The 24,066-nt window shown below is 72.7% G+C and carries 18 protein-coding genes and 1 pseudogene; 10 read left to right on the plus strand and 9 right to left on the minus strand.

The window, feature by feature from the left end; genetic code table 11:
• Nucleotides 1-6 precede the first annotated feature (6 nt).
• Nucleotides 7-1,323 (minus strand): aspartate kinase, encoded by a 1,317-nt coding sequence (locus DY157_RS07390; RefSeq protein WP_115728031.1) that lies wholly within the window; start codon nucleotides 1,321-1,323, stop codon nucleotides 7-9.
• 269 nt (nucleotides 1,324-1,592) lie between these two features.
• On the opposite strand from DY157_RS07390, the gene DY157_RS07395 reads away from it, so the two are divergent.
• From DY157_RS07395 to DY157_RS07405, 3 genes are all read left to right on the plus strand, one after another.
• Nucleotides 1,593-2,594 (plus strand): ABC transporter substrate-binding protein, encoded by a 1,002-nt coding sequence (locus DY157_RS07395; RefSeq protein WP_115728032.1) that lies wholly within the window; start codon nucleotides 1,593-1,595, stop codon nucleotides 2,592-2,594.
• A 96-nt stretch (nucleotides 2,595-2,690) separates the two neighbouring features.
• Nucleotides 2,691-3,638, plus strand: a complete 948-nt coding sequence (locus DY157_RS07400; protein ID WP_115728033.1) for an ABC transporter permease — start codon at nucleotides 2,691-2,693, stop codon at nucleotides 3,636-3,638.
• Entirely contained in the window at nucleotides 3,638-4,438 is an 801-nt protein-coding gene (locus DY157_RS07405; protein ID WP_115728034.1) for an ABC transporter ATP-binding protein, read from the plus strand. Before DY157_RS07400 ends, DY157_RS07405 begins: the two co-directional genes overlap by 1 nt.
• A gap of 550 nt (nucleotides 4,439-4,988) precedes the next feature.
• Here the strand turns inward: DY157_RS07405 and DY157_RS07410 are convergent.
• Both DY157_RS07410 and DY157_RS07415 read right to left on the minus strand, forming a co-directional pair.
• Nucleotides 4,989-6,689, minus strand: coding sequence for a sensor histidine kinase (locus DY157_RS07410; protein WP_115728035.1), 1,701 nt, complete (start codon nucleotides 6,687-6,689; stop codon nucleotides 4,989-4,991).
• Nucleotides 6,686-7,423 carry a response regulator transcription factor gene (locus DY157_RS07415; protein WP_235827124.1) on the minus strand — a complete coding sequence of 246 codons (738 nt, stop codon included), beginning with the start codon at nucleotides 7,421-7,423 and terminating at the stop codon, nucleotides 6,686-6,688. Before DY157_RS07415 ends, DY157_RS07410 begins: the two co-directional genes overlap by 4 nt.
• A 137-nt stretch (nucleotides 7,424-7,560) precedes the next feature.
• On the opposite strand from DY157_RS07415, the gene DY157_RS07420 reads away from it, so the two are divergent.
• Nucleotides 7,561-8,304 carry a TM2 domain-containing protein gene (locus DY157_RS07420; RefSeq protein ID WP_115728037.1) on the plus strand — a complete coding sequence of 248 codons (744 nt, stop codon included), beginning with the start codon at nucleotides 7,561-7,563 and terminating at the stop codon, nucleotides 8,302-8,304.
• A gap of 31 nt (nucleotides 8,305-8,335) precedes the next feature.
• Nucleotides 8,336-9,052 carry a DUF554 domain-containing protein gene (locus tag DY157_RS07425; protein WP_115728038.1) on the plus strand — a complete coding sequence of 239 codons (717 nt, stop codon included), beginning with the start codon at nucleotides 8,336-8,338 and terminating at the stop codon, nucleotides 9,050-9,052.
• A gap of 69 nt (nucleotides 9,053-9,121) precedes the next feature.
• Here the strand turns inward: DY157_RS07425 and recR are convergent, their stop codons facing one another.
• The 6 genes from recR to DY157_RS07455 all read right to left on the minus strand — a co-directional run bounded on the left by recR (nucleotide 9,122) and on the right by DY157_RS07455 (nucleotide 17,865).
• On the minus strand, nucleotides 9,122-9,718 hold the full coding sequence (recR, locus tag DY157_RS07430; protein ID WP_115728039.1) for a recombination mediator RecR: 597 nt from the start codon (nucleotides 9,716-9,718) through the stop codon (nucleotides 9,122-9,124).
• A gap of 3 nt (nucleotides 9,719-9,721) precedes the next feature.
• A complete protein-coding gene (locus DY157_RS11740; protein WP_235827125.1) occupies nucleotides 9,722-13,009 on the minus strand; it encodes a DNA polymerase III subunit gamma and tau in 3,288 nt (1,095 codons plus the stop codon).
• A 118-nt stretch (nucleotides 13,010-13,127) separates the two neighbouring features.
• Entirely contained in the window at nucleotides 13,128-14,573 is a 1,446-nt protein-coding gene (locus DY157_RS07440) for a GuaB1 family IMP dehydrogenase-related protein (protein WP_115728040.1), read from the minus strand.
• A 94-nt stretch (nucleotides 14,574-14,667) separates the two neighbouring features.
• Nucleotides 14,668-15,396 (minus strand): hydrogen peroxide-dependent heme synthase, encoded by a 729-nt coding sequence (gene hemQ / locus DY157_RS07445; RefSeq protein WP_115728041.1) that lies wholly within the window; start codon nucleotides 15,394-15,396, stop codon nucleotides 14,668-14,670.
• 79 nt (nucleotides 15,397-15,475) lie between these two features.
• Nucleotides 15,476-16,654 (minus strand): ferrochelatase, encoded by a 1,179-nt coding sequence (locus DY157_RS07450; protein ID WP_115728042.1) that lies wholly within the window; start codon nucleotides 16,652-16,654, stop codon nucleotides 15,476-15,478.
• Nucleotides 16,651-17,865, minus strand: coding sequence for a glutamyl-tRNA reductase (locus DY157_RS07455; RefSeq protein WP_115728043.1), 1,215 nt, complete (start codon nucleotides 17,863-17,865; stop codon nucleotides 16,651-16,653). Before DY157_RS07455 ends, DY157_RS07450 begins: the two co-directional genes overlap by 4 nt.
• Before the next feature lie 267 nt (nucleotides 17,866-18,132).
• Here DY157_RS07455 and hemE point away from each other — a divergent pair.
• The 5 genes and pseudogenes from hemE to hemB form a co-directional block, all read left to right on the plus strand.
• Nucleotides 18,133-19,191: pseudogene (hemE, locus tag DY157_RS07460) on the plus strand (uroporphyrinogen decarboxylase); the annotation flags it as partial.
• Nucleotides 19,188-20,702, plus strand: a complete 1,515-nt coding sequence (locus DY157_RS07465) for a protoporphyrinogen/coproporphyrinogen oxidase (protein WP_115728045.1) — start codon at nucleotides 19,188-19,190, stop codon at nucleotides 20,700-20,702. The pseudogene hemE and the gene DY157_RS07465, both read left to right, overlap by 4 nt.
• 236 nt (nucleotides 20,703-20,938) lie before the next feature.
• Nucleotides 20,939-21,904: a hydroxymethylbilane synthase gene (gene hemC, locus DY157_RS07470; RefSeq protein WP_115728046.1), complete on the plus strand. Its 966-nt coding sequence runs from the start codon at nucleotides 20,939-20,941 to the stop codon at nucleotides 21,902-21,904.
• A gap of 117 nt (nucleotides 21,905-22,021) precedes the next feature.
• The gene (locus tag DY157_RS07475; protein ID WP_235827169.1) at nucleotides 22,022-22,942 is read left to right on the plus strand and encodes a uroporphyrinogen-III synthase; all 921 of its coding nucleotides are present in this window, start codon (nucleotides 22,022-22,024) and stop codon (nucleotides 22,940-22,942) included.
• On the plus strand, nucleotides 22,939-23,919 hold the full coding sequence (hemB, locus tag DY157_RS07480; protein ID WP_115728048.1) for a porphobilinogen synthase: 981 nt from the start codon (nucleotides 22,939-22,941) through the stop codon (nucleotides 23,917-23,919). Before DY157_RS07475 ends, hemB begins: the two co-directional genes overlap by 4 nt.
• Nucleotides 23,920-24,066: the final 147 nt, after the last annotated feature.

Below are 24,066 nucleotides of genomic sequence, written 5' to 3' on the forward strand. Positions count from 1 at the left end.
GGGGCGTCAGCGGCCGGGGCCGCCGCAGACGACCGCCCCGGTCTCCGTCGCGTCGAGCCCGAAGGCCGGGTGGACGGCCTGGACGGCGCGGTCGAGATCCTCGAGGCGCGTGACGACGGAGATGCGGATCTCCGAGGTCGAGATGAGGTCGATGTTGATCCCCGCCTCCGACAGGGCGCCGAAGAGCTTTGCCGAGACGCCGGGGTTCGTCCGCATGCCCGCGCCGACGAGCGAGAGCTTGCCGATGTTCGGGTTGTAACGGAGTTCGTCGAAGCCGATCTCGCCCTTCGCCGCCTCGAGGGCGTCGAGGGTCTTCCGAGCGTCGCCCTCGGGCAGCGTGAACGTGATGTTCGCCTTCGTCCGATCCGAGACCGGGATGTTCTGGACGATCATGTCGATGTTCGCCCCGACCTCGGCGCAGATCGAGAAGACGCGGGCCGCCTTGCCCGGCGTGTTCGGGATGTTCGTCACCGTGATCTTGTCCTGCGAACGGTCGTGGGCGATGCCGGAGACGATCGGCTGCTCCATGTGCTGCTCCTTCGGATCGACGAGTGCGGCCGAGGGGACGAGTCCCTCGAGTTCGGGGTTGGCGGGGGCGTCGGAGATCCACGTGCCGTTCTTCTCCGAGAAGGACGAGCGGACGTGAAGGGGGACGCCGTAGCGGCGGGCGAATTCGACCGCACGCAGGTGGAGGATCTTCGCGCCGTGGGCGGCGAGCTCGAGGGTCTCCTCCTGGGTGATCGTCCGCAGGCGGTGCGCCTTGGGAACGATGCGCGGATCGGCGGAGAAGAGCCCGTCGACGTCCGTGTAGATCTCGCAGACGTCGGCGCCGAGGGCGGCCGCGAGCGCCACGGCGGTCGTGTCGCTTCCGCCCCGTCCGAGCGTGGTGACGTCCTCGTCCTTCGAGATCCCCTGGAAGCCGGCGACGATCGCGACCTGGCCCTCCTTGACGGTGCGCGCGATGCGCTCGGGGACCATGCCGATGATCTGGGCGCGGCCGAAGTGGGAGTCCGTGCGGATGCCCGCCTGCGCGCCGGTGTATGCCTGCGCCTCGACGCCCAGTTCGTTGACGGCCATCGAGAGGAGCGACATCGAGATGCGCTCGCCCGCGGAGAGGAGGATGTCCATCTCGCGCTCGGGGGCGCGGCTCGTGATCTGGGCGGCGGTGTCGAGCAGGTCGTCGGTCGTATCGCCCATGGCCGAGACCACGACGACGACCTGATGACCGGCGTCGTGCGTGTCGACGACGCGTCGGGCGACTCGCTTCATCGCCTCGACGTCCGCGACCGACGAACCGCCGTACTTCTGCACGATGAGTGCCACGGATCCCCATTCCTCCGGGGCGCCCGAGGAGCGGGCGCGCTCGGGATCATCCTAGGTCCGGGTCCGAGGCGCGTCGGGGCCGCCCGTCATTCGGGCATCGGCACGCACTCGGGATCAGGCGGTCTCAGGATTCAAGACATTTTCGGACATGCGGTGTTCACGGACCGAACACTTCCTTCTCACCATTCGACAGTCTGGCTAGCGTCGAGAGCAGAGAGCGGATCGAACGACCGGCCCGCGTCCCGTCACTCGACCAGTGGAGGCCTTCCATGAAGCGCACGTCCCTCATCGCCGCAAGCGCCGCGGCGGCCGCGGCACTCGTCCTCGCCGGCTGCTCCGGATCGTCCTCCTCGGACTCCGCCGCCTCAGGCTCGAGCGACTCGGCCGGACTGTCCTACAAGATCGGCATCACGCAGATCACCACCCACACGTCCCTCGACGCCGCCCGCGAAGGCTTCAAGAAGGCCTTCGCCGACGCCGGCATCGACGTCACCTACGACGAGCAGAACGCCCAGGGCGACCAGGCGACCGCCACCTCCATCGCCTCGAAGTTCGCGAGCGAGAAGCTCGACCTCGTCCTCGCGATCGCCACCCCCTCGGCCCAGGCCGCCGCGCAGGCGATCACCGACACGCCGATCCTCTTCACCGCCGTCACCGACCCGGTGTCCGCCCAGCTCGTCGACTCGATGGACGCGCCCGGCTCGAACATCACGGGCACGACCGACATGAACCCGGTCGCCGACCAGATCTCGCTCATCAAGCAGTTCAGCGCGGACGCGAAGACCGTCGGCATCATCTACTCCTCCGGAGAGGTCAATTCCGAGGTCCAGGTGAAGCTCGCGAAGGAGGCCGCCGCGAAGGAGGGCCTCGAAGTCGTCGAATCCACCGTGACGAACTCCTCCGAGGTCCAGCAGGCCGCCCAGGACCTCGCCTCCAAGGTCGACGCGATCTACGTTCCCACCGACAACACCGTCGTCTCCGCCCTCGCCTCCGTCGTTCAGACCGCCGAGGACGCGAAGATCCCGCTCATCGCCGGCGAGGCCGACTCCGTCGCCAACGGCGCGCTCGCGACCTACGGCATCGACTACGCGAAGCTCGGCGAACAGACCGGCCAGATGGCGATCAAGATCCTCACCGAGGGCGCCGATCCGGCGACCACGCCGGTCGAGTCCCAGAAGGAGTACGCCCTGACGATCAACACGACGACCCTCAAGGCCCTCGGCCTCGAGATCCCCGCGGCCCTCAAGGACAAGGCCGTCACCGTCGAGTGACCCCCGCTCGCCCGCGACCGCCCCGTCGACCCGACGGGGCGGTCGCCACATGGGCGCTCACGAGGCGCCCGCGCACAACCGCATGAAGGAAGACCCGTGCTCACAGCTCTCGACCTCGGCCTCATCTACGGCCTGATGGCGCTCGGCGTGTACCTCACGTTCCGCGTCCTCGACATCGCCGACCTCACGGTCGACTCGTCGTTCACGACCGGCGCCGCCGTCGCCGCCGTCATGATCACCGCGGGCCAGAACCCCTGGCTCGCGACGATCGGCGGCTTCGTCGCCGGCTGCCTCGCGGGCTCGATCACCGGCGTCCTCCACGTCAACGCGGGCATCCACCCGCTCCTCGCGGGCATCCTCACCCAGATCGGCCTCTACTCGATCAACCTCCGCATCCTCGGGAAGGCGAACGTCCCCCTCCTGCGCGGCGTCGACACCGTCCTCACGCCCCTGCGCAAGGCCGGGCTCCTCGGCTCCTGGGTCTCGATCCTCATCTTCGCCGTCCTCGTCGCCCTCGTGACGACCGCATTCAACTGGTTCCTCTCGACCCAGATCGGCCTCGGCATGCGCGCGACCGGCGACAACGAGGGCATGGCCCGCGCCCAGGGCGTCGCGACCGGTCGCATGAAGATCATCGGCCTCGCCCTCTCGAACGGCCTCGTCGCGGCATCGGGCGCCCTCGTCGCCCAGTACCAGGGCTACGCGGACATCTCGATGGGCATCGGCCTCATCGTCGCTGGCCTCGCCTCGGTGATCATCGGCACCGCACTCATCGGCTCGCGCGGCGTCTGGGTGACGTCCCTGTTCGTCGTCATCGGCTCGATCGCCTACCGCGTGATCATTCAGCTCGCACTCGGCGTCGAGTTCCTCGAGGCGAACGACATGAAGCTCATCTCCGCGATCATCGTGTTCCTCGCCCTCATGATCCCGAGGATCGGCGTCTTCTCGAAGATCCGCGAGCGCCGCCGCGCCCGCACGCTCGTCCCCGAACCGGACATCACCCACACGCCCGAAGAGCGCGACAACGACAAGGTGGTGCTGTGATGCTCGATATCGAAGCCGTCACCAAGACCTTCTTCCGCGGAACCGTCAACGAGCGCGTCGCCCTGCGCGACGTCTCCCTCCATCTCGAGCCCGGCGACTTCGTCACGATCATCGGCTCGAACGGCGCCGGGAAATCGACGCTCCTCAACATCGTGTCGGGCCGCTACCAGGCCGACGTCGGCCGCGTCACCATCGACGGCGAGGACGTCACGAAGCTCCCCGACTACGCGGTCTCCCAGTACGTCTCCCGCGTCTTCCAGGACCCCATGGCGGGCACGGCCCCCCACCTCTCGATCGAGGAGAACCTCGCCCTCGCATGGAGCCGCGGCCGCAAGCGGACGCTCGGCCCGGCGCTCACGGCGAAGAAGCGGCAGATGTTCCGCGACGTGCTCGCGCCCCTCGAGCAGGGCCTCGAGAACCGCCTGACGACGAAGGTCGGCCTCCTGTCCGGCGGCCAGCGCCAGGCGCTCTCGCTCACGATGGCGACCTTCTCGGGCCCGAAGGTGCTCCTCCTCGACGAGCACACGGCCGCCCTCGACCCGAAGCGCGCGGCGCTCATCACCGACCTCACCCGTGAGGCCGTCGAGCGCCAGAAGCTCACGACCCTCATGGTCACGCACAACATGGAGCAGGCCCTCGACATGGGGAACCGGCTCATCATGATGCACGAGGGCCGGATCATCTTCGAGCTCGCGGGAGAGGCGAAGAAGCAGGCGACGGTCGAATCTCTGCTCGCGGAGTTCGACAAGCTCCGCGGCGCCGGATCCGAGGGCCTCTCGGACCGCGTGCTCTTCGGCTGACTCCGGGGTTCTCGGAGCGGATCCACTTCGGCCGACGGAAGGGCTCTCGGGCTGGGCTCTCCTCGACGAGGCTGAGGCTCTCCGACGGATCGGAGGCGCAGCGGCCGATCTGGGCGCCGGCGCGGATCGCTCGCGGCGGATGGAGGGTGCCCGATTCCTGGCGCTGGGCTACCCGGATCGCACACTCGACACCACACCCGCCCACCAGAGCACGCCGAGGCGGCGATGTAGGTCGTCCGGGCCGCCGATTCTGGGCGCTGGGCTACCCGGATCGCACACTCGACGCCACACCCCCACCCACCAACCACGCCGAAACGGCGATCCACGTCATGCGGGGTATCGGCAACCGACTACACCCCAAACTGTGAAGAGCCAGAGATCCCCTCGACGCGCGAACGTGATGCTCTCGGCGAGTAGGGCGTGGGGGCCGGACGGGATCGAGATGGGACGGGATCGAGGTGGGACGGGATCGAGATGGGACGGGATCGAGGTGGGACGGGATCGAGATGGGACGGGATCGAGATGGGACGGGATCGAAATGGGTCCGGGGTCAGCCGAGTTCGGAGAGCCTCGGAATGTAGACGTCGAAGGTCGTTCCCGCCTCGCTTGTCGACATCTCGACCCGGCCGCCGAGAGCGCCGAGGATCGAGGAGACGATCGACAGGCCGAGTCCCGAGGAGCCCGACCCCGACCTCGTGCGGGAGGAGTCGCCGCGCACGAAGCGGTCGAAGACCGTCGAGCGGAGCTCCTCGGGGATGCCCGGACCGTTGTCGGCGACGCGGATCCGTACCGACCCGGCGGCACCGACCCCGGCGCGCCACGAGCGCTCCCCCGTCTTGTCGCGCAGGACATCGGACTCGGCGACGGGAATGGCGGCGACGCCGACGACGACGCGGGTCCCCGCGGGGGTGTGGACGCGCGCGTTGTTCACGAGGTTCGCGAGGACTTGGCGCAGCGCCGACTCGTCGCCGAGGACCTCGCACGCGTCGAACCCGGCTCCGTCCTCGTCGCCCATCGGCACGTCGAGGACCCATTCGTGGTCGGGGCCGGCGGCGTGAGCGTCGGAGACCGCGTCGATCGCGAGGGGGACGACGTCGACGGGCTTCGACTCGAGTTCGCGGCCCGCGTCGAGGCGCGCGAGGAGGAGCAGATCCTCAACGAGGACGGACATGCGCTTGGACTCCGAGGAGATGCGCGAGAGGGCGAGGTCGGACTCGATGGACTCGCGCTGGAGGAGCTGCGTATACCCCTGGATGGAGGCGAGCGGCGTGCGCAGCTCGTGCGAGGCGTCGGCGACGAACTGGCGCAGGCGCTTCTCCGACTCGGCCCGCGCGGTGAGCGCGGATTCGACGTTGTCGATCATCGCGTTGAGGGCGGTGCCGACGTCGCCGACCTCGGTGCCGGCGGGGGCGTCCTCGGGGGCGACGCGGTCGAAGGGCTCGATCGCCCCGACCTCGAGGTCTGTCTGGCCGATGCCGCGGGCCGTGGCGGCGACCTTCCCGAGCGGCGCCATCTCGCGGACGATCCACCGGCGCCCGAAGACGACGGCGATGACGACGACGATCGCGCCGAGCCCGCCGCCGACGCCCATGAGGGCGAGCGCCGTTCGATCGATCTGCTCGGTCGACTGGCCGACGACGATTCGGGTTCCATTGAAGAGCATCGTCGCGCGGACCCGGAAGTCTCCGAGCCCGCGGAGGTGGACCGTCTCGCCGCGCCCGCTCGTCGACACCGAGCGGAGGATCGCGAGGTTCTCGTCGGAGAGCGAGGCGACGGCGAAGTTCTTCACGAGGCCGGAGACGACGACCCCGTCTCGCTCGATGAGCTGGAGCTGGCCCTCGGCGGAGCCCGGGCCGCCGAGCGCGGAGGGAACGCCGTGATCGGGCGGGACCGACCCCGACTGGTCGACCGAGTCGGCCGATCCTGTCGACCCGCTCGTCCCCGCCGATCCCGAGGAGCCGCCCGTCCGGGCCGACGATTCGGCACCCGTGGCGCCGGAGGGCGCCGTCCCGGTGCCCCCGCCGGAGTTCGGGCCGATCTCCCCGTCGCCGTCGCCGTCGAGCTTCTGAGCGCGGAAGAGGGACTGCTGGAGCTGCTGATCCATCTGCCCGGTCATCCACGAGCGCATCGCGATGCCGGAGGAGGCGACGACGAGGAGGACCGCTGCGACGACGACGAGCGCGAGGAAGACGGAGAGACGGGTCGACAGGGGAAGGCGGCGCCTCCCGGTTCGGCGGGCGGGAGGGGTCACTTGGCGTCCTCGCCCGGGCGGAGCATGTAGCCGGCGCCGCGGACGGTGTGGATCATCGGAGTGCGCCCCGCTTCGAGCTTCTTGCGGAGGTAGGAGATGTAGAGCTCGACGACGTTCGCCTGCCCGCCGAAGTCGTAGGACCACACGCGGTCGAGGATCTGCGACTTCGAGAGGACGACGTTGGGGTTCTCCATGAGGTAGCGGAGCAGCTCGAACTCCGTGTTCGTCAGCGAGATCGGGTCCCCGGCGCGCGAGACGTCGTGGGAGTCCTCGTCGAGGGCGAGGTCGCCGACCGTGAGCACGTGGGAGACGGTCGCCGACGCCATGCCCGCGCGGCGCAGGAGCGCGTCGATGCGGGCGGTCACCTCGTCGAGGTCGAAGGGCTTCGTCACGTAGTCGTCGGCGCCGGCGCGCAGTCCGGCGACGCGATCGGCGACCGCGTCGCGCGCGGTGAGGAAGAGGACGGGCAGATGGGGGCGCTTCTTGCGGAGCCGGTCGAGGGTCTCCATCCCGTCGAGTCCGGGCATCTGGATGTCGAGGACGACGACATCGGGATCGAAGTCGTCGGCGGCGTCGAGTGCCTCCCATCCGTTGGACGCGGTGCGCGTCTCCCACCCCTGGTGGCGCAGGGCGGCGCCGAGGAGCTCGGCGAGGACCGCCTCGTCGTCGACGACGAGGACGCGGGCGGGGGTTCCGTCGGGGCGGACGAACGAGGATTCCAATGCGGGGCTCACGTCGCCGATTCTCCCACGGCGCCTCTCGGGACGGGGTGCGGATCCGCTGTGGACTCGCTATGAGGGGCCGCTGCTAGTCTGGGCGCGGCCCGGGGTCCGCCCGGGTTCGGAGCAACACCCGGAAGGCGGGTCCTCGCATGACGATCCCGATCCCACAGAATCCCGATCCCGAGAACGTCGGCATCCCCGAGCAGCCGCAGCGGCCGACGCAGCCGAACCCCTACGCGCCCAGCGCGGACGCGAGTTCTCCCGCCGAGGACGGCCCGACCTGGGCGCCCTACGGCTCGGCGGCCCCGGAGCAGTCCGACCCCTCGACGCCGTACGCGCAGCAGAACCCGTATGCGCAGCCGACGTCCTCGTCCCAGGGGGGCACCGCGCAGTCGCAGCAGAACCCGTACGCCCAGCCCGGCTTCACCTACGGCGATCAGGCGCAGGCGGCCCCGCAGTACCAGCAGCAGCCCTACGGCGCGCAGAACCCCTACGACCAGGGCGCCTACGGCGCGCAGCAGGGGGCCTGGCAGCCCTACGGCCAGGACTCCGCGTCGCAGGGCTACGCCGAACAGCAGTACGCCCAGCAGCAGTACGCCCAGCAGCAGTACGGCCAGCCGGGCTACGCCTACGCGGGCCAGGCCGGATACGCGCCGAAGTCGAAGATCATCGCGGGCATTCTCGGCATCATCCTCGGCGCCTTCGGCGTCCACAACTTCTACCTCGGGCGCACGACCCGCGCGGTCGTCCAGCTCGTCATCTCGCTCGTCAGCTTCGGCTCGCTCTCCTTCATCCCCGCGATCTGGGGCCTGGTCGAGGGCATTCTCATCCTCATCTCCCAGCCGGGCACCGAGTGGCACCGCGACGGGAGGGGCATCGAGCTCACCGACTGACGCTTCTCGCCCCGATCTCAAGAAGGCGACCATGCCCGGCCTCGGAACCCTCGTCAACGTCCTCGCGATCCTCGCGGGCGGCGCGGGCGGGCTCCTCTTCGGGCGGTTCCTCCCCGATCGCTTCCGAGACACGATGATCGCGACCTCCGGCCTCATCGTCCTCTTCCTCGGGATCGGCGGGACGCTCTCGCAGATGCTCCGCGTCGGATCGGACGGGCGCCTCGAGTCGACGGGAACGCTGATGATGCTCGCCTCGCTCGCCATCGGCGCGGTCGTCGGCGAGCTCCTCGACATCGATCGCCGCTTCACCTCCTTCGGCGAGTGGCTGAAGGAGCGGACCGGGAACGCGCGCGACCCCCGCTTCGTCGAGGGCTTCGTCGCCGCCTCCCTCACGGTGTGCATCGGAGCGATGGCGGTCGTCGGCGCGATCGAGGACGTGCTCCTCCTCAACCACACGATTCTCTACACGAAGGCCGTCCTCGACCTCATCATCGTCATGATCATGACGGCGTCGATGGGCAGGGGCTGCGTCTTCTCGGCGCTCTCGGTCGGGCTCTTCCAGGGCTCGATCTCCCTGCTCGCCGGGGCGCTTCGGCCGATCCTCACGGACGCCGCGCTCTCCAACCTCTCCCTCGTCGGGAACGTCCTCATCTTCGCCGTCGGGGTGAATCTCCTCTTCGGGCCCAAGGTGAAGGTCGCGAACCTCCTGCCGGCGCTCATCGTCGCGGTCGCCTGGGCGTTCGTCTAGAGCGCCGACCCGGCGGGCGGTCGCCCTCGCGAGGCGACGTGCGGGCCCCGCTTCCGGGGCCCTATCGGCTCAGCCCATCGAGCGTCGGCCCTCGAGGGCGCGGCCGAGCGTGATCGAATCGGCGTACTCGAGGTCCCCGCCCATCGGCAGGCCCATCGCGAGCCGCGAGGTGGTGATCCCGATCGTCCCGAGCGTGCGCGCGAGGTAGGCGGCGGTCGCCTCGCCCTCGACGTTCGGGTTCGTCGCGAGGATGACCTCCGTGATCCGATCGTCCTGGAGGCGCGAGAGCAGCTGGCGGATCCGCAGCTGGTCGGGCCCGACGCCGTGAATCGGATCGATGACGCCGCCGAGCACGTGGTAGCGCCCGCGGAACACGCGGGCCGCCTCGATCGCCTGGATGTCCTTCGGCTCCTGGACCACGCAGATCATCGTCGGGTCGCGCCGGGCGTCGCGGCAGATCGAGCAGGTGTCCTCCTCCGTGAGGTTCCCGCACGTCTCGCAGTGACGGACCTTCTGGCGGACGGCCTCGATGGCGGCCACGAGCCGCGCGACCTCCTCGGGGTCGGAGTCGAGGACGTGCATCGCCATCCGCTGCGCGGACTTCGGCCCGATGCCGGGCAGTCGGCCGAATTCGTCGATGAGGTCCTGAAGCGCGCCTTCGTACACGGGTCAGCGGGTCCCTTCGTCGTAGAGCTCCTCGATGACGGTCCCCCCGAGGATGTCGAGGACCGCGGGGATGCCGAATCGGCTGCTCGTCTCGATGTCCTCGTCGTCGATCGACGGGACGTCGTCGAACGCGTTCGCACCCGCCGCGTCCGCCGTCGGGTCGTTGCCCGCGGTCGGCGCGGGGTCGGCCTCGTCCTCGAAGGAGACGCCGCCGGGTACCGCGATCGCCTCCCCCCAGCCGCTCATCGCGGTCGACGAGGTCGGGGCGGGGCGCCGATCGGGGGCGGAGTCGCGACCGGGCGTCCACGGGGCGTCTTCGAAGACGGGCTCTGCGCTCCACGGCGCGGGCGCGTCCTGCCGGGCGCTGCCGGGAACCGCGACGGGACCCCAGCCGTCGGAGGGGGCGGCGGGAGCGGCGGAAGTCGCGGGCCCCGAACCGGCGGAGCGGTCGTCCTCGCGTCGCGCCTCGGGCTCGGGCGATGACGGGCCGATCGGGGCGGTCTCGGGCCAGGCCGGTTCAGGGCGGGCCGATTCGGCGAGCGGGGAGGCGCCCCGGGCGGGCGCGGTCCGCTCGGCCTCGTGCGCGGAATCCGACTCGGTCGCGGACGAGGGCGCGGACGGCGACGGAGCATTCGTCGGCTCCGGGTCGTCATAGGTGAAGACCGAGAGGGAGCGGCGCTCCGGCCCGCCAGTGCGCACGGTCGCGACTGGTCGGGGAGACTCGGGCGAAGATTCGACGACGGGTGCGCGCCGCTCGGCGGCGAGCGACTGCGCCGACGAGGCGTGCTCGAGCGCCTCGGGTGCCGCGGGCGCGGAGGAGGAGCCCGAGGGATCGGCGGAATCCCGGCCGGGCTCGGCTGAATCCCGCGCATCGGCGGGGTCCGCGGCACCGGCCGAACTCACGGCATCGGCGCTGCTCGCGGGGTCGGTCGGGCGCAAGGCATCGATGCGCCCGGCCTCGATCCGCCCGTCGTCGAGCGCTGCCGCGTCGTCGTCGGGATGCGACGCCCCGACGGGGCCCTCGTCGAACGAGGAGGCCGGATCATCAAAAGGGGGCGGCTCCGAGACCCACCCCTCGTCGAAGCGAAGGTCCTCTGCGCGACCGCGGGAGCCCTCGGACGACGCGAGGGCGGACGGCGTCGAGACGGCCGCGCCTCCGGCGGACTGGCCGACCCGGGCGCTCACCTCGACGCGCACGCCGGTGACCTCGTAGACGGCCTCGGCGACCTGGACGCCGCGCCCGCCCTGCCAGAACTTCGCAACGAGGACCTCGGTCGGGAAGAGGAGGACGAGCTCGGATCCGTCGACGGCCCCGAGCTGCGCGCCCGCCGTGACGAGGGACCAGGCGACGCGGCTCACCGAGGAGAGTCGGTTGAGGATCTCCTCCCAGCGACCGCGGACGAGGTCGGCGTCCTGGCCGCTCGGACGCGTCCGCTCGGGCGCGGCGGCGGGCGCCTGATCGGACACGGGCGCGCCGGAGTGCGCGTCGGCGCCGGGCCCACCGGCTTCGCGCGCGCCGGAATCCGCGGGCGCGCTGGAGGCGGTTCCCGCGGCGTCAGGCTCGACGGCGCCCTGCGAAGCGGCGCCCTCGGCGGCCATGGAACCGGCGGGCGGATCGCCCGCCTCGGGCCGAACCTCGGAGGAGGACGGCGCCGGCGCGGCCACGCGGGGCGCATCGGAGGGACGGCCGGCGGAGGCGACCTCGGGCCACGCGGAATCACCGGAATGGGACGGGGCCGAGGGGCCGAACGGGCGATCGACGCGCGGGCGGTCTTCGGCGACGCCGCCGGGAGCGACCGGCTCGGGCCAGGAGCTCGCGGATCCGGAACGCTCGGAGGCGGGCACGGCGGGACGCGCGGGCGCGGAGGCCCACTCGACCGGTCCGGCGCCGGGCGCCGCGGCGCGGGGATCGTGCGACGCGCTCGAAGCCGAGCGCCCGTCGGAGCGAGCGGCCGGGGCCGCGCCGCGACCGTCATCGGCGCGCGCGTCGGCGCTCGAACGATCCGCTCGTTCCGCCGGGCGTTCGTTCGGCCGGTCGCCAGACTGTCGGCCGCGCGAGCGCTCGAGGGCCTCGCGCGCCTCGCGGGCGCCGAATCGGCCCTGCGGCGCGTCCTCGCGGGGGGCGCCGCCCCCCGCGGACCCGACCGTTCCGGGCATCGCGACCTCGTCGACGGGACGGGCGGCCGGGGCGGTCGGCGGAACGAGGATCCTCCCGAGGAGGAGTTCGAGCTGGAGGCGCGGGGAGGTCGCGCCAGTCATCTGCCGGAGGGCCTCGTCCGTGAGATCCGCGGCGCGCGAGAGGGCGCGCGGGCCCCAGTTCGCCGCCTGGTGGCGCATCCGCTCGAACTGGTCGACGGGCGTCGAGGCGAGGACGTCGGACGCCCCGTCGCCCGCGACCGCGATGATGAGGAGGTCGCGGAGCCGCTGGAGGAGGTCCTCGACGAAGCGGCGCGGATCGTGGCCGGAGTCGACCATCCGCTCGACGACCCGGTAGGCGGCCGCGCCGTCGCCGCCGGCGAGCGCGTCGACCGACTCGTCGAGGAGCGCCGTGTCCGTGTAGCCGAGGAGGGCGACCGCGGTCTCGTAGGAGACCGCGTGATCGATCGACCCGGCCATCAGCTGGTCGAGGACGGAGAGCGTGTCGCGGACCGAGCCGCCGCCCGCGCGCATCACCATCGGGAGGACGCCGGGGCCGACCTCGACTCCCTCCTCGTGCGCGAGATGCGCGAGATACGGCTCGAGGACGTCCGGCGGGACGAGGCGGAACGGGTAGTGGTGGGTGCGCGAGCGGATCGTCCCGATGACGCGCTCCGGCTCCGTCGTCGCGAAGACGAACTTCACGTGCTCGGGGGGCTCCTCGACGAGCTTGAGGAGAGCGTTGAAGCCCTGGGTCGTCACCATGTGGGCCTCGTCGACGATGAAGATCTTGTAGCGGTCGCGCACCGGCGCGAAGGTCGCCCGCTCGCGCAGGTCGCGGGCGTCGTCGACGCCGCCGTGGCTCGCCGCGTCGATCTCGACGACGTCGAGGGACCCGGGCCCGCCGGTCGCGAGCTCCCGGCACGACTCGCACTGCCCGCACGGCGTGTCCGTCGGGCCCTGCGCGCAGTTGAGGCAGCGCGCGAGGATGCGCGCGGACGTCGTCTTCCCGCACCCGCGCGGCCCGGAGAAGAGGTAGGCGTGCGTCACCCTGTTCGCGCGCAGCGCCGCGCGGAGCGGCCCGGTCACGTGGTCCTGGCCGATGACGTCGGCGAAGGTGTCGGGTCGGTACCGGCGATACAGAGCAGTGGTCACTCCAATACCCTACGTGCCCGGACCGGCGTTTGCGCTTCCCTCCCCCGTCGGCGAACGCGCACCGCCCCGCCCTCGTCGATGAACGAGGACGGGGCGGGGGCGCCGACGAGCGGAACGGTCACCACGACTGCGGGACGGGAGCCCCCTCGCGGTATCCGGAGGCCGACTGGAGGCCGACGATCGCGCGTTCGCGGAACTCCGCGAGCGTCCGGGCGCCCGCGTAGGTGAAGGACGAGCGGACGCCCGAGACGATCTGGTCGATGAGGTCCTCGACGCCCGCGCGCTCCGGATCGATGTACATGCGCGCGACCGAGATCCCCTCCTCGAAGAGGGCCTTGCGGGCGCGGTCGAACTCCGACTCGCCCTCCGTGCGGCGCTTGACCGCGCGCTTCGACGCCATGCCGAAGGACTCCTTGTAGGGGCGCCCGTGGGCGTCGTAGCGGAGGTCGCCGGGCGACTCGTAGGTGCCGGCGAACCAGGAGCCGATCATGACGTTCGAGGCGCCGGCCGCGAGCGCCAGGGCGACGTCGCGCGGGTGGCGGACGCCGCCGTCGGCCCACACGTGGGCGCCGAGGCGGGCGGCCTCGGCCGAGCATTCGAGGACCGCGGAGAACTGCGGGCGGCCGACGCCGGTCTGCATGCGGGTCGTGCACATCGCGCCCGGGCCCACGCCGACCTTGACGATCGAGGCGCCCGCCTCGACGAGGTCGGCGACGCCGACGGCCGACACGACGTTGCCGGCGACGATGGGGAAGCCCTCGGGGAGCGCGGCGCGGACGGCGCGCACGGCGTCGATCATCCGGTCCTGGTGGCCGTGGGCGGTGTCGACGACGATGACGTCGACACCCGCTGCCACGAGCTGGACCGCGCGGCCCGCCGGGTCGCCGTTCATGCCGATGGCCGCGCCGATGCGCAGGCGGTTCTGCGCGTCGACCGCGGGCCGGTAGATCGTCGAGCGGACCGCGCCCTTGCGCGTGAGGAGGCCGACGAGGCCGCCCTCGGCGTCGACGACGGGCGCGAGCTCGCGGTGGGACGCCTTGAGGGTCGCGAAGGCCTCGCGCGGGTCGGCGCCCTCGGGGATCGTAAGGAGCTGCGTCGACATCACCTCGCGGACCTGGGTGAAGCGGTCGACGTCGGTGACGTCCGACTCGTCGACGAGGCCGACCGGCGCGTTCGTCTCGGGGTCGACGACGACCGCGGCGCCGTGCGAGCGCTTCGGGAGGAGGCCGAGGGTGTAGCCGCAGGTGTGATGGGGCTTGACGACGACCGGGGTGTCGTAGACGAGGTGGCGGGACTTCACCTCGTCGACCGTCGCGACGACGACGTCGACCGGGATGTCCTGGGGGATGACGACGAGGCCGCCGCGGCGCGCGACCGTCTCGGCCATGCGCTTGCCGGCGATCGCCGTCATGTTCGCGACGACGAGGGGGATCGTCGTCCCGGAGCCGTCGTCGGTGGCGAGGTCGACCGCGTTGCGGGACCCCACTCCGGAGCGCGAGGGCACCATGAACACGTCGTCGTAGGTGAGGTCGAAAGTGGGCTCGAGGCCGTTGAGGTATTTCACTCACCCAGCCTAGCCGCGCGCCGGGACCGCCGCATCGGACGAGGTCGGGGCGGGGCCGGGTTCTTCGCGCGCCCCGGCCCCGCGCCCCGGGACCTCAGGCGAGCGGCTGGGCGGAGGCCCACTCCTCGAGCGGCATGCGGCGTCCCGTGAAGAAGGGGGTGTCGACGCGGACGTGGAGGCGCGCCTCCGTGTAGCGCTGGGCGTGGAGGACTCCCTCGAGACGATCGAGCGAGTCGGCCTCGAAGGCGAGGATCCACTCGTAGTCGCTCATCCCGAAGCTCGACAGCGTCGAGCCCTTGACGTCCGGGTACTGGGAGAAGCCGTTGCGGCCGTGGGCGGCCATGATCCGCGAGCGCTCCTCGGCGGGCAGGAGGTACCAGTCGTAGGAGCGGACGAAGGGGTAGACGGTGATCCAGTCGCGCGGGGCGACGCCGGCGAAGCAGGCGGGGACGTGCCCGCGGTTGAACTCGGCGGGGGTGTGCTGGCCCATCACCGACCAGACCGGCTCGAGGTACTCGCCGAGCGGCGAGGCGAGGACCGCGCGGTACGCCTTCTGCAGGGCCGCCGGGTCGTCGGACAGCCACCAGAGGAGGAGGTCCGCGTCCGCGCGGAACCCCGCGATGTCGTAGGCGCCGCGCAGCTCGACGCCGTCGGCCTCGATCATCTCGAGGGAGCGGGCGACGAGGGCGGAGCGCTCGGCCTCATCGGCCGGGAGCGGGGCGGCGGTGGCGAACACCGAGGTGAGGCCGTAGTGGAATCCGTTGTTGATGGCGTCGATGTCGACCTTCGCGGCGTCGCGGGGGTCGTGCTGGTAGGTGCCCATGGTGTCTCCTTCGGGTGGTGGGCGGTGCCGTCGCGGGTGGGCCGCGCCGGGGTCTTGCGGTGCGTTCGAGCGGATGGGATCAGCGAGCGGGACGAGCGTGCCGGTGGGAGGGCGCCTCCCCGTTCTTCGGGGCGCGCGGTCCCGCGACGACGTCGATTCCGGTGTCGAGGCCGGCGATCATCCGGCAGCAGTGGGCCCCGCACTCGTCGGGCCAGGGGCCCGACGGCAGGGTCGAGGGCCGTTCCGGCTTCTCTCCGCGGGCAACGGCGGCCCGTTCGAGGACGAGGTCGACGAGGGACGCGACGAGCGCCGGGTGCGCGCCGGGCGTCGAGGCCCGGTCGTAGGCGAGGCCGAGGCCCGCGGCCGTCTCGGCCGCCTCCGTGTCGAGGTCGAAGACGACCTCCATGTGATCGGAGACGAATCCGATCGGGGCGACGGACACGGCACGCACCCCTTCGGCGGGGAGCTCTGCGAGACGGTCGTTGACGTCCGGCTCGAGCCACCGCGCCTGCGGCGGCCCCGAGCGCGAGCAGTAGGCGAGTTCGGCCCTGATCGCGCCGCGCGCGAGTCCGAGCGCGTCCTCGACCCGCGGGACGAGGACGTCGGCGAGCGCGAGGTGCTGGGCGATGTAGTCGCCCCCCGGGCGCTCGGGATCCCCCGACCCGTCCTGCATGGCGACGGGGATCGAGTGGGTGACGAGGAGCAGACGCGTCTCGGAGGGCGCGCGCCCCGCCTCGAGGAGGCGCCTCACCGAGGCGGAGACGACCTCGACCTCAGCGTCGAGGAAGCCCGGGGAGTCGTAGAAGGGCCGGACCTTGTCGACCGCGATCCCGGTCGCGCCGGCCCCGAGCCCCGCGAGCGCCGCGGCGACGTCCTCTCGGTACTGGCGGCACCCCGAGTAGGACGCGTAGGCGGAGGTCGGCAGCATGAGGATCCGCTTCGCCCCGTCCGCGAGAATCCCGGCCGCGGCCTCGGAGATGAAGGGATGCCAATTGCGATTGCCGAGGACGACGGGCAGGTCCGCGCCGCGGGCCGCGAGTTCGGCGCGCAGGGCGTCGAGGAGCCGCGCGTTGCACGCGTTGATCGGGCTGACGCCCCCGAAGCGGGCGTAGTGGCCGGAGACCTCGAGGAGGCGCTCGTCGGGGATCCCCTTGCCGCGCGTCGCGTTGCGCATGAACGGGAGGACGTCGTCGGGGCCGTTCGGACCCCCGTAGGAGACGACGAGGAGGGCGTCGTAGGGCGCGGTCGGCTGCGTCATGGGCGGGCTCCGATTCCGAGGACGAGGGCGAGGCCGTCGAGGTAGTCGGCGGCGTTCCCGTCGGCGACCGCGAGTCGCGCCCTGCGGCAGGGCGCGTCGGCGAGCCGGGCGCCGAGGCGGCGAAGGGCGCGCGCGGTGCGCGCGGACTCGTCGTCGGCGAGGGCCCCGAGGCGGGCGATCTCCTCGTCGACGGCCGCGTCGATGCGGGCGCGCAGTTCGACGATCGCCCGGTCGACGCCGGCTCCGTCCGCCGAGCGCAGGTGCGCGGCGAGGGCTTCGGCGACGATCCGCTCGGCGCGCTCGACGTCCTCCCGCTCGACGGCGGGGAGGCGGCCCGCGACGTCCTCGAGTCCGATGCGGACGACCCCGTTCGGAAGGACGGCGCTCGGGTCGACGTCGGGGAGGAGGGCGAGGTCGAGGACGAGGAGGGGCGTGGACCGGTCGCGGCAGCCGGCGGATCGGGTCTCGGCCGCGGCGGCGAGCTCGGCGGATCCGAGCGCCGGACTCCCGGTCCCCCGGCAGGCGACGACGAGGTCCGCCGACTTCAGGGCTTCGGACAGTCCGTCGGCGGGCAGGGGGCGGGTGCCGTGGCCGCGGGAGAAGGACTCGGCGCGCCCGGACGCCGAGTGGACGGCGATGTCGCGGAGGCCGCGGTCGCGCAGGGCGGCGACGCTCGCCCCCGCGTACGAGCCGGTGCCGACGAGGACGGCGCGGCGCCCCTCGAGGGGGCCGAGGGAGTCCTCGGCGATGTCGAGGGCGACGGAGACGATCGACCGGCCCCTCCCGGCGAGCCCGGTCGCCGCCGCGACTCGGCGGGGACATGCGGAGGCGGCTTGGACTGCGCGCGAGAGCGCGGGGGTGAGGGCTCCGCGCCGGGCTGCGACCTCGGCAGCGCGACGAACCTGACCGGCGATCTCGCGCTCGCCGACGACCATGGAGTCGAGGCCCGAGGCGACCCGAAAGAGATGGGCGAGGGCCGCGGGACCCTCGAGCACGGGAGCGCCCCCGAGGGCCGAGGCAAGTGCATGGGCCTCCGCCGGCTCGGCGTCGACGAGCACCTCCAGTCGGTTGCAGGTCGCGAGGACGAGAGCGCCCGCGAGCCTGCCCTCGGCGAGGCGGGCGTCGACGATTCCGGGCGCCGTTCGGGACGCCTCGGCGAGCGCGTCGAGGCCGTGGCGCGAATGCCCGACGAAGAGAAGATGAATTCCCATGACGGCGGCATTTAACCATATGCGAATTCATGCGGCACAATTCTTCCCATGAATGTCTTCGAGGAGTTTCACGACACTGCGACAGAAAAGTCGACGGCCTTCGACGAGGAATATTCTGACGCCGCGTCGGAAAAGCGATTCACGAATGCGGAGCGATTTCACGACGCATCGACGGATCATCGCGCGCCGCGCTCCGGGGGGTCCCCATCGGCGTCCGCGACCTCCTGCAGGACGCGCTCCGACCTCCCCGATGCCGCGCCCTCCCCGCTCGCCGATTCCCCGTTCCTCGCGGCCCTGCGCGGGCATCGCCCGGCGACCCCCCCCGTCTGGTTCATGCGCCAGGCCGGCCGCTCCCTTCCCGAATACCGGGCGCTGCGCGCCCGCTCCGGCCTCGAGATGCTCGACGCATGCCTCGACCCCGACCTCGTCGTCGAAGCCACCCTTCAGCCGGTCCGCCGCTACGGCGTCGACGCGGCCGTCCTCTACTCCGACATCATGGTCCCGCTGCGACTCGCGGGCGTCGACGTCTCCATCGCACCGGGCATCGGTCCCGTCCTCGTCGATCCGGTCCGCGACCGGGCCGCCGTCGACCGCCTCACCGGGAACGGCGCGTCCCTCGAGGTCCGCCCCGGGATCGCGAGCATCCGAGAGGCCGTCGCCCGCGCGGTCGCCGCGCTCGGCCCGACGCCGCTCATCGGATTCGGCGGCGCCCCCTTCACGCTCGCCTGCTACCTCGTCGCCGGGCGGCCCTCGCGCGATCACCTCGAGGCGCGCGCCCTCATGCGCTCCGATCCCGACGCGTGGGATCGGCTCCTCGCCTGGTGCGCGGACCTCACCGGCGCCTTCATCGTCGAGCAGGTCCGCGCCGGCGCCTCGGCCTCCCAGCTCTTCGACTCGTGGGTCGGGACGCTGTCCGAGGAGGACTACCGGCGCTTCGCCTCCCCTCATTCGGCGCGCGCGATCGCCCTCGTGGACGAGGCGACGAGCCCCGCGACTGGCCTGCCCGCGCCGCTCGTCCACTTCGGTACGGGCACGCCCCACCTCCTCACCGCGATGCGCGAGGCCGGGGGCGACGCGATCGGCGTCGACCAGCGGATCGGCCTCGATCGCGCGAGCGCCCTCCTCTCCGACGCCGTCCCCCTCCAGGGGAACCTCGATCCCGGGCTCCTCGCGGCTCCCCCCGCCGTCCTCGACGCCGCCGTCGACGAGGTCCTCGCCCGCGGGGAGCGCGCCCCCGCCCACGTCTTCAACCTCGCCCACGGCGTCCCGAAGGATGCGGATCCGGCCGCGCTCGCGCGCGTCGTCGAGCGGGTGCGCGCCCGATGAGCGCACTCGATCTTCGAGCCGCGGCCCGTCGCGAATGGGATGCCCTCGTCGTCGGCGGTGGGATCGCGGGGCTCGCGGCCGCCTGGGAGTTCACGAGGGCGGGCCTGCGCCCCCTCGTGCTCGAGGCGCGCGGCTATCCCGGCGGGCAGATCGCCTCCCTCGAGGTCGGCGGCGCCCGCGTCGACATCGGCGCGGAGTCCTTCGCGCCGCGCGGGGACGCGGTCTCCTCGATGGCCGACGCCCTCGGGCTCGAGATCGAGACTCCGGGCGGCGGGCGACCGCGACTCTTCCTCCCGCCCCTTCCCGACGCCCCGACGTCCGGGTCGGCGCGCGCCTGGGCGCTCCACCCCTTCGTGCCGGGCGCGCTCATGGGAATCCCCTCCGATCCCTCGCGCCCCGAGCTCGCGTCGGTTCTGGGGACGCGGGGCGCGGCGCGGGCCGCCCTCGACGCCTCCCTGGGGCGCGAAATCGGGGCGGGGGCCGTCGACCTCGCCGCCCTCGTCGAGGCGCGCATGGGGCGCGCCGTCCTCGACCGACTCGTCCGCCCGATCGTCGCGGGGATCCTCTCGACGGACCCCGCGCGCCTCGACGTCGATCGGGCGGTCCCCGGCCTGCGCGACGCGTTCGTCGAGCGCGGGAGCCTCTCCGCGGCCGTCGCCGCGCTGCTCGCCCGGGCCCCCGGACCCCGCGGCGACGTCGGGCTGCGCGGGGGGATGCGCGCGCTCGTCGCCGCGCTCGAGTCCGCGATCGACGAGGCCGGGGGCGCCGTCCTCACTCGGGCGGGCGCTCGCGCGCTCGTTCGGCGCGGCGGCTCGTGGATCCTCGAGGTCGCGCCGACCCGGCCCGCCGAGATTCCCTCCGACGAGCCCGTTCCCTCGGGCCCCTCCGTCGTCGTGCGGGCGCCGCGCCTCGTCATCGCCTGTTCGCCCGGCGCCTCGCGCCGGCTGCTCGAGGGGCTGGGCCCCGACCTCGTCCCCTCTCTTCACTCCGCCGACGGCGGGCTCGTGCTCCCCGCGGGAGCGCCGATCGTCCGCTCGTTCCTCGCGGTGCGCGCCGAGGGCCTCGACTCCGCGCCGGTCGGGCCCGGGCTCCTCGTCGCGCCGGACGCCGGATGCCCGGTGAGGGCGAAGGCGCTCTCGCAGCTCGACGTCAAGTGGTCGGGGATCGCCGAGTCGCTCGAGGCCGCTCACGGCCCCCACGTCCACCTCCTCCGACTCTCGCACGGCCGGATCGGGGAGTCCGATCGGACGCCGGGGCTTCCCGAGCTCCTCGCCGACGCGTCGGCGCTCACCGGAGTGCCGCTCGGCGAGTCGGACGTCCTCGACCATCGGGTCGTCCACTGGAACGGGACGCTCGCGCAGGCCGGTCCCGAACTGCGGGCGCGGATCGACGCCGTGCGGGCGGAGTCGGAGTCCGCCGGGGGGCTCGCGCTCGCGGGCGCCTGGGTCGCCGGGTCGGGGGTCTCGCGGGTCGTCGCCGACGCGCGCGAGCGCGCCCGCCGACTCGCCTGATCCCGCCCACCGAGAGCATCACGTTTCTTCGTCGAGAGCATTACCTTCCGTCGCCGAGAGCATTACTTCAGCGACGCCGAGAGCATTACCCTCGCACCTCCGACGAGTTTTATGACGCAGGGTCGGAAAAATGATTCCATGGCGCGCGTCAACGATTTTCTGACACCGCCTCCGGAAAACCCTCCGAGACTCCGGAGAATTCATTTTCAAGGATGAAATTCGGTTATTCTCCGTCCATGTTCTCCGCTCCTCCGATCCACCGCCTCGCCCTCGGCACGAGGGCGAGCGCCCTCGCCCTCGCCCAGTCGTCGAGAGTCGCCCGGGCCGTCGAAGCGGCCGCGGAGCGCACGGGGACGTACGTCGACGTCGAGCTCGTCCACGTGACGACGAAGGGCGACGTCGATCGCTCGCCGCTCGTCTCCCTCGGCGGATCCGGAGTCTTCGTCGCCCGCCTGCGCGAGGCTCTCCTCGCCGGCGAGTGCGACTTCGCCGTCCACTCGTGCAAGGACCTGCCGTCCGGCGACCAGGAGGGCCTCGTCATCGCCGCCCTCCCGCGGCGCGCCGATCCGCGGGACGTCCTCTGCTCGCGTCTCGGACCCCTCGACGACCTGCCGAGGGGCGCGCGAGTCGGCACCGGTTCGCCCCGACGCGCGGCGTCGATCCTCGCGCTGCGCCCCGACCTCGAGGTCGTCGACATCCGCGGGAACGTGACGACGCGCCTGCGCAGGATCGAGGACGACCTCGACGCGGTCGTCCTCGCCGCCGCCGGCCTCATCCGCCTCGACCTCGCGCACCGCATCACCGAATACCTCGAACCGGTGAGGGTCCTCCCGCCCGCCGCCCAGGGCGCGCTCGCGATCGAAACGCGCGCCGACGCCGATCCCCGGCTCATCGACCTCCTCGCCTCTCTCGACGACCCGGCGACCCGGCTCGCCGTCACCGCCGAGCGCTCGCTGATGAACGCGCTCGGGGCGGGATGCGCGGCGCCCGTCGGCGCGTTCGCGCACCTCGAGGGGGAGGCGCTCACCCTCGAGGGCGCCGTCCTCTCGACCGACGGCGCCCGTTCGCTCCGCCTCATGGCCTCCGTCCCGGCATCCGGCGGCCTCGCAGCTGCGACCGGACTGGGCGAGCACCTCGCCGCAGCGCTCGTCGACGCCGGCGCGGGCGACATCGCCGACCTCGGCGCCTCGCACCGCTCATGACGCCGCTCCCGCGCGTCCTCCTCACGCGCCCGCACTCCCCCGCCTCCCCCGACCCCTTCGCCCTCGCGCTCACCCCCAGCCCCCCCTATTTGACCTCATACTGCTCGCACTATCCTCATCNCCCCCGACCCCTTCGCCCTCGCGCTCGAGGCCGCCGGGTGCGCCGTCCTCCCCGCCGCCCTCACCCGCGCGCTCGTCGACATCGACGAGGTCGTGGCCGCGACCCGATCCATGGAGACCCCGAGCGCCTGGATCCTCCTCACCTCCCCCAGGGCCGTGCGAGTCCTCGCGAACGGAGCGCCGGCCGCGCTCGCCGCCCACCTTCTCACCGCTCGCGCGCGCGGCGCCCGCATCGGCGTCGTCGGCCCGGGGACCGCCCGAGCGCTTCGCGACATCGGCGTCGAGGCGGATCTCGTCGCGCGGGGCTCGGGCGCGGCGCTCGCGGAGGCCCTCGGCGTTGCGACGCCGTCGGGCGTCGCAACGCCGAGCCCCGGAGCCGCCGAAGGGCTCGGATCATCCGTCCCCGACGCACCGGGCCCGGACGAGCCGCGCGAGACGCGTCCGAGAGGAAGTCGGATCCTCCTCCCCCGATCCGGGTCCGCCGCCCCCGACCTCGTCGATCGACTGGAGGCCGCCGGCTGGGAGGTCGAGGAGCGCCGGATCTACACGACCGCGACCGCCGACCCCGCCGAGTTCCCCGACGGGCTGCGCGCCGCCTGGTCGGGCGCGCCCGACCAGGCGGCGCCGGAGTCCGACGCTCCATTGCTCGCAGCGGTCGTCACCGCACCCTCGGCCCTCGAAGCGCTCACCGCCCTGCTCGGGCCCCCCGCCTCGGGCCTGCCGCTGGTCGTCCTCGGCGAGCCGACCGCGAGAGCCTGCGCCCGCCTCGCCCCCGGGGCGCGCGTCGTCATCGCATCCGCACCGACCCCCGAGGCCGTCGTCGGCGCCGTCCGCTCACTCGAAGGCTCGCCTCCGCGCCCGCGCCCGACGGCTTCCCCCAGTCCCGTTTCCGCCCACAACCCCGAGGAGTCGCGATGACCGCTCCGATCCCCACGATCCGCCCCCGCCGCCTGCGCGCCACCCCGGCGATGCGGGCGCTCGTGCGCGAGACCCGCGTCCACCCGTCCCAACTCATCGCGCCCGTCTTCGTCCGCGAGGGCGCCGACGCACCCGTCCCCATCGCGGCGATGCCCGGGCAGTTCCAGTTCGACCTCGACTCGCTGCGCCGCTACGCCGTCCAGTGCGCCGAGGCCGGGGTCGGCGGGATCGACCTCTTCGGCGTCCCCGAGGTCCGCGACGCGACCGGCTCGCGCGCGTGGGCCGAGGACGGGATCCTCAACCGCGGAATCGCAGCGGTCCGAGAAGAGATCGGCGACGCGCTCGTCGTCATCGCCGACACCTGCCTCGACGAATTCACCGACCACGGGCACTGCGGCGTCCTCGACGACGAGGGCCGGGTCGACAACGACGCGACCCTCCCCCTCTACCAGGCGATGGCCCTCGCCCAGGCCGAGGCCGGCGCCCACATGGTCTCGCCCTCCGGCATGATGGACGGCCAGGTCGCCGCGATCCGCGAGGCGCTCGACGCCGCGGGGCGCACCGACACGGCGATCCTCGCGTACTCCGCGAAGTACGCCTCCGCCTTCTACGGGCCCTTCCGCGAGGCCGTCGGCTCGACCCTGCGAGGCGACCGGCGCGCCTACCAGCAGGACCCGGCGAACGGGCGCGAAGGCGTGCGCGAGGCCCTCCTCGACATCGACGAGGGCGCCGACATCGTCATGGTGAAGCCCGCGCTCGCCTACCTCGACGTCCTCGCCGCGGTCGCCGCCGCCTCCCCCGTCCCCGTCGCCGCCTACCAGGTGTCCGGCGAGTACGCGATGGTCGAGGCCGCGGCCGCCAACGGATGGATCTCCCGCGAAGCGATCATCGACGAGTCCCTCACCTCGATCATCCGCGCCGGAGCGGACCTCGTGCTCACCTACTGGGCGCTCGAGTACGCGCGCCGCGCCGGCTGAGGCGCGGCCCGGCGATCCGTTCCTCGGCGAACCCGTTTCCCCGCCGACCCGCTGACGAGCGCAGCGGCGCGCCCCCGGCCCGTCCGATCCGCCGACCCGATCGCCTCCCCCTGAAGGGCGCCCGCCCCGGCCTCGTGAACCCGAAGC

Source organism: Actinomyces culturomici (assembly GCF_900499005.1).
Taxonomy (GTDB): Bacteria; Actinomycetota; Actinomycetes; order Actinomycetales; family Actinomycetaceae; genus Pauljensenia; species Pauljensenia culturomici.